The 4610-nt window shown below is 64.3% G+C and carries 5 protein-coding genes; 3 read left to right on the plus strand and 2 right to left on the minus strand.

Annotation, left to right across the window (positions count from 1 at the left end; all coding sequences use genetic code 11):
- Together ACREE8_RS01620 and ACREE8_RS01625 are read left to right on the plus strand one after the other, a co-directional pair.
- Positions 1-962, plus strand: a 962-nt coding sequence (locus tag ACREE8_RS01620) for an MFS transporter (protein WP_431571229.1), incomplete at its 5' end; no start/stop codon positions are given.
- 107 nt (positions 963-1069) lie between these two features.
- A complete protein-coding gene (locus tag ACREE8_RS01625; protein ID WP_431571230.1) occupies positions 1070-1507 on the plus strand; it encodes a GFA family protein in 438 nt (145 codons plus the stop codon).
- Positions 1508-1647: 140 nt separating this feature from the next.
- On the opposite strand, the gene ACREE8_RS01630 is transcribed toward ACREE8_RS01625, so the two are convergent.
- Entirely contained in the window at positions 1648-3609 is a 1962-nt protein-coding gene (locus tag ACREE8_RS01630) for a hypothetical protein (RefSeq protein ID WP_431571231.1), read from the minus strand.
- A 129-nt stretch (positions 3610-3738) separates the two neighbouring features.
- On the opposite strand from ACREE8_RS01630, the gene ACREE8_RS01635 reads away from it, so the two are divergent.
- Positions 3739-4155 carry a nuclear transport factor 2 family protein gene (locus ACREE8_RS01635; RefSeq protein ID WP_431571232.1) on the plus strand — a complete coding sequence of 139 codons (417 nt, stop codon included), beginning with the start codon at positions 3739-3741 and terminating at the stop codon, positions 4153-4155.
- Positions 4156-4211: 56 nt separating this feature from the next.
- Here ACREE8_RS01635 and ACREE8_RS01640 read toward each other — a convergent pair.
- Positions 4212-4610: hypothetical protein (locus ACREE8_RS01640; protein WP_431571233.1), on the minus strand; the 399-nt coding region annotated here is incomplete at its 5' end.

The following is a 4610-nucleotide window of genomic DNA, read 5'->3' on the forward strand; positions in this document are numbered from 1 at the left end:
TGATCTCGCTGCTGGTCTCCATCGCGGCCTATGTCCTCATTTCGTGGGGCATCGAGGCGCGCTCGCTGATCCTGCTCGCGGCCGGCTGCCTGATCGGCGGGCTCGCCGAGTCCAACATCGCCATCGCGCAGAGCGCGATCTCCGACGTGGCCGAGCCTGACGAGCGCCCGCGCCTGTTCGCCTGGGTCTATTCCAGCTGCAGCCTGGGTTACATCGCCGGCCCCGTGGCCGGCGGCCAGCTGGCGCTCTATGGGGGCTGGAGCGCGCCCTTCTGGCTGACGGTACCGTTGCTGGCCGTGACCCTGCTCTGGATCAAGCTGAGCTTCCGTGAGACGCATCCGCCGGAGAAGGACAAGCGGTTCGATGTCTTCGCCGCCCTCACCAATCTCGGCACCGTCCTCAGCGACCGGGCGATCCGTCCGCTCTATCTCATCAACTTCCTGATCTATCTCGGCCTGTTCGGCTATTTCCGGATGGTGCTGGTCTATATGACCGACCGCTGGCATACCACGGTCGATCAGACGACGCTGATCTATTCCGGCCTCGCCGTGATCTCCGCCGTCTCCAGCTTCGGCGTGATGGCGCCGCTCACACGACGGGTCGGCTTGAACCGGGTGGCGGTGGGCGCGGCCCTGCTCGCCGGTCTCACCATGATCTCGATTCCTTTTCCGGACGGGCTCGGTTCGATCTGGATCACCGGCGGCCTGACGACCTTCATCGGCACCCTGGCCCTGGCGGCCTGCCCGACGGTGCTGGCGAATGCCGTCTCCCTGGAACGGCAAGGCCGCGTCATGGGCAACAACCAGGCGCTCCAGGTGGGGGCCGAATCGCTGAGCGCGGTCGTTGGCGGTGCCTTGGCCGGGATCCTGATCCCGCTGCCGCTCTTCGCCTTCGGCATTCTCCTGATCGGCGCGGGGTTGTTGCTGGTGTTCAAGCTGGCGATGGTGCCGGCGAAAGCCTGACGGCGCGCGAGAGTCGGCGGGTTTCGATCCGGTCTGTTGTCGCGACGCCTCCGGGATACCGTCGCGGCGCCCCATCAGCTTGCCATCCGCCAAGAGGGAGGAGTTCTGTGACAGATCCGATTAAATCCACTGCCCGCACCCTCACCGGAAAATGCTTCTGCGGCGCCGTTCAATATGCTGTGGCGGACGAGTTCGGCTATGCCATGAACTGTCATTGCTCGAACTGCCGGCGGACGACGGGTTCGGCCTTCAAGCCCTTCGCCGGCATCGAACGCGCCAAGCTGCGCGTCACCCAGGGCGAGGGCGAACTCCTGCGCTTCGGCGACGATCGCGATCATGATGCCCACTGCCGCCGCTACGGCTCGCTGCTCTATTCGGTTGTTCGCGACGGCGCCTTCGTCCATGTCGCCATGGGAACCCTGGTCGACGATCCGTCCATCCGGCCCAGCAAGCATATCTTCGTCGGCTCGAAGGCGCCCTGGTTCACCATCACCGACGACCTGCCGCAATTTGCGGAGCATGCCGTGGCCGCGCGCCCGTCATGATCGACATGACCAGCGCCGTCTGAAGCGAGGGAACGGACTGTCGCCCCTCCGGCAGCGGAGGCCAGAAGCGCTTCGGCGAGAAGTGCCTGCGGGGCCGCCCTCATGGGCGACCCCGCACCGGCAAGCTCCGTGCCTCCGCGTTATTCCGTAAGCGCGCTCACCGCCACGGTCGGCATGGCCCGCCGGCTGAAGATGCTGGTCTGGCCGGGACCATCGACGATGCCGAACACCGGCAGCAAATCCGTGCCCGCGGCCGCCTGACCGACGTAGTCGCCGAGGAAGAGCCCGCCGGCGTCCGGCGCGTTGCGGATGTCGAACGACGTGTCGGTCAGGCGCCTGTCCTGGCTCCAGTTCTTCGCGTGGTCGCACTGGCTCTTCTTCCCGGTACCCGGGTCGCACAAGGTGATCCACTGATCCGTCAGCTCCGCGGTGCCATTGTCCTTCCGGAAGTCGTAATAGGTGACCGCGACGAGGCCGTCATCGTTGACGGCAACCGTCGGGACAAAGGCCTGGGTCCTCAAGAGGTTGATCCTGTCCGGCGTGTGATTGATCTTGATCGGCCTGGACCAGCTGTTGCCGTGGTCCGTCGATTGCGAGAAGGCGATCTGGTCCACGCCGTTGAACCGGTTGTCCTGCCAGACCAGATAGAGGTTGCCGTTGTTCGGGTCGACGGCCGAATCGAACAGGATTCCGCCGTCGCGCACCGGCAACTCCTCGTTCGGAGTCACAACGCCGGTTTGATTGAAGATGGCATTGGTGAAAATGCGAACGGCCCGGATCCGTCCGCTTGTCGGCTTGAAGCTGAAACCCTGGTCGAACGAACGCTTGAACGAGATGTTCACGACGGGGCCCCGGCTGGTGTTGAGGATCTCCGTGAAAAAAGCGAGGATGGTGCCGTTCGGCAGCACTTCGATCACGTTGTTGATAGTCTGATTGTCGGCGCCCGGGTCGTAGATGATGTGCGGCAGCTCCCAGGTCTGTCCGCCATTGGTCGAGCGGGTGAAATAGGTCGGGCCCTTGAACTGGGGCGGCTCGGCGGCGACCGCGGCTGACGCCATCTGCATCCGCCGCAGCTGCTGGCCGACCATCACCGCCCGCTCATGTTCGAAGCGCATCGTGGCGCCGAGTGCCGCGAGCTGGAGCGGTGTGACCTGGAACAGCTCGAGCCGGTCCCATATCGCGTAGACCAGATGGGCGTTGGTCGGGTCGGCCGTGAGCGAGTTCTTGTCGTTCAGCGCCAGCGGATTGTCCTCCTCGATCAGTGTCGCCGGAGGTTCCCAGGTGAAGCCGCCGTCCGTCGATTTGCTGACCAGCATGGCGTTGTGACCGCCGAAGATAGCCGGGTCGGAATCGAACGACAGGCTCATGAAATAGGCGTCACCACTCGGCCCGAAGCTGATCCACGGGTCGGTCGCCCGTTCGAAGATGCCGTCGGAGCACACACTAAATTGCGGCGGTGTCACCGTCTGCCAGGTCTCGCCGCCATTGTAGCTGACGGCGGAAACCAGGCCGCGCGAGCCGCCGTCCGACCAGCGATCCTGCTGCCAGACGGCAATCGCGTTGTCGAGGTTCGCCGGGTTCACATGCACATAGGGTTCGATTTCCGAGTCGGGGAAGTTGAGGGATCCCTCGGCCTCCTGGCCTGGCACGTCATCGACAACGCAGCCGCCGAACGGACTTGGACCCGAGATCTGCGTCAGCGGCCCGACGACCGGGGGATCGGCGGCCGCGATTGTCGTCGTCGCCATAATGCCAAGGAGAATTGCGGTGCCCAGTGCAATCGACGCGGCACCGAACATCAGCGGGGCATCTCTGTCCATCCGTCGACGGTGAGTTTGCGCGAACATGCTCCACTCTCCCTTTGCTGCGTTTGACGCGCCGCCCGAATCGAGCGAGGGAACCAGGATGCAAGCCGCCCGCGCGGACGGAGCCCATCTACTGTTGACGAACTTTAATCCGTTCAATCGTGGCGAGGAGTCACGAATGCGGAACAGATGCAGATCACGCGGTGGCAGTTTAATGTCATCACGAGATCGCCGATCTGTTCGGTTGGTCGCGCCGCTTTTGCGGACATAGCCGACGAACCGGTCGGCCAGCGCCATCACGGAATCTCGCTGGGGAAACAATTCCTTGCAGCGGCTTTTCGCGTCACAGGATACGGGCGCGCCCGGCGTGATACGAACCGACAACTCTTGCCCGCCGGTTTTCAAGCGCGCGAAGAGGCAGCCCCTATGACCGCGAAGGAATTCGTTATCCAGCTCTTCGACCGCTGGGAGAAGGGCGATTCCGGACCCTTCTCTGCGGCGCTGGCCGCCGATCTCGTCTGGACGGCCCAGGGCACGACCCCGATCTCCGGCCGCTATGAGGGAAAACATGCCTATCTCGGCAATTGCTACAAGCCGTTGTTGTCGATCTTCAGCGGCCCGACCCGATGCCGGGTGAAACGGATCCTCGGCGAGGGCGACACCGTCGTCGTCGCATGGCATAGCGAGACGCCGACGGTCTCGGGCGTCCTCTATGCGCAGGAATATTGCTGGGTCATTCGCATCGGGCCGGACAATCGGGATATCCGGGAGGTGACCGGCTATTACGGCACGATGATCGTCAACGCACTCTTCGCGGCTCACGCGTCCGCCGGGCGGTCCTGAGTCTCGAAGGAAACCTCAACGCATCCGAGGATGATCAGCCCTCCCGTCCCGGAAGCTCAGTTCCCATACCAGTCCAGCACGCGGAGGCCGCGCAGCGTGTTCCAGCGGCTGGCCTTGCCGACCCCGGCCTCCATGTCGAAGGGGACACGATCGACCCGATCGGTGTGAAGGAGGTTGAGCGGCCACCGCCCGTTCTGGTGCCGTCGCTCCTTTACCAGCTCGACCGCCTCGGCGACCCGTTCGTCGGGCTCGACGCCGGCGCTCCGCAGATAGTCCAGCCCCCGCAGCAGGTCGTAGTGCCAGGTGGTCGGGAACGAGAAGCGTGTCCAGCGGTGATTGATCACCTCGCCGGATCTCAGCGACCTGAGCATGCGGCGCTCCAGGAGATAATCATGCGCACGAGCCCGGGCCTGCGTCATGGCCGCGGTTCCTCGCGCTTTCTCGTATTCCAGGAG

Source organism: Hypericibacter sp., assembly GCF_050729195.1.
In the GTDB taxonomy this organism is placed as follows: Bacteria; Pseudomonadota; Alphaproteobacteria; order Dongiales; family Dongiaceae; genus Hypericibacter.

Coding starts and splice junctions, on each gene's coding strand:
- ACREE8_RS01630 (WP_431571231.1), bottom strand. CDS start 3,609: ATGGCGCTGGCCGACCGGTTCGTCGGCTATGTCCGCAAAAGCGGCGCG.
- ACREE8_RS01635 (WP_431571232.1), top strand. CDS start 3,739: ATGACCGCGAAGGAATTCGTTATCCAGCTCTTCGACCGCTGGGAGAAG.